The sequence below is a fragment of the Emticicia sp. genome (assembly GCF_049241225.1).
Classification (GTDB): Bacteria; Bacteroidota; Bacteroidia; order Cytophagales; family Spirosomataceae; genus Emticicia.
On sequence record NZ_JBMLRC010000404.1, the window covers coordinates 1 to 1,102 of the forward strand.

The following is a 1,102-nucleotide window of genomic DNA, read 5'->3' on the forward strand; positions in this document are numbered from 1 at the left end:
ATGAAGGCTTTTAAATAAGATTTTACTTAGAAAATAAAAAGGTCAATGAGCGAATGTGCTTGTTGACCTTTTTTATAGATTTGAGATACACAACAACCTAATTTTTATGAAGGAAACTTTGCTGCTCACTTTATTTTTAGCTTTTTGTAGCGTCGCCAAAGCCCAAACTTTAGACTCAATAAAATATGAACACGGCTTTTTATATTTCCATACCTATGGAAAAGGAGAACCCGTAATTATTCTTTCGGGAGGACCCGGGAATCGCTGCCAGCAAGAGGAAGAAGTGGCTATTGAATTGAGCAAAAAGTATAAAAGTATCTTATTTGAACAGCGTGGTACTGGGCTTTCGATTCCAACAACGTTTGATTCCACCACTATCAATCTAAAGTGTGCAATCGAAGATTTAAACTTACTATTAAAGCACTTAGGACTGAAAAGAGCAATATTTTATGGACATTCATGGGGAGCTACTTTGGCAATGAGTTTTGCAACAAAATATCCTCAAAAGATAAAAAAACTAATATTGACAGGCCCTGGTAGAATTAAATCTGATGAGGAATTTAATAATGTTTTTCAATATAATCGGAAAGTGATGCTGGGTGTCAATGATTTAGAAAGACTTGAGTTTTTAGCAAATAAACAAGAGACCCAAGACCTGAATGATACTGAGACTGCTGAGCAGTTTAGAATAATCTATACTTCATATATTTACGACAAAAGAAATTATGATTATCTGTATGAAAAAATTAGAACAGGCAGAAGAAATGTAAAGATGAATGAGTTAATGTCCAACGATTTAGTGAAAAACCTTGATTTAGCTGAAGCTTTAAAAAAGTATAAGAAAAAGGTTTTCATAATCACAGGCCAACAAGACCCGCTTGCGTTTAATACTTATCGTTTACAACTATTGATGCCCAATGTAGAAGTTGATTGGATTCAGCAATGTGGCCATTTTCCGATGTTTGAGCAACCTAAAGAATTTTATAAGTTTCTGTTCAAAAGACTGGAACAATAAAATTGGAACTCAGTAAGTTTTTTAATAAAATCACTTCTTAGCAAAATAATACAAATAAGTCGGCTCGCTTGTGCCGTCGGGTTTTTC

At 33.8% G+C, this 1,102-nt stretch carries 1 protein-coding gene; it reads left to right on the forward strand.

Translation table 11 applies throughout. The annotated features are described in order from the left end of the window. Positions 1–106 precede the first annotated feature (106 nt). The gene (locus ACOVO2_RS21105; RefSeq protein ID WP_421771887.1) at positions 107–1,015 is read left to right on the forward strand and encodes an alpha/beta fold hydrolase; all 909 of its coding nucleotides are present in this window, start codon (positions 107–109) and stop codon (positions 1,013–1,015) included. Positions 1,016–1,102 lie beyond the last annotated feature (87 nt).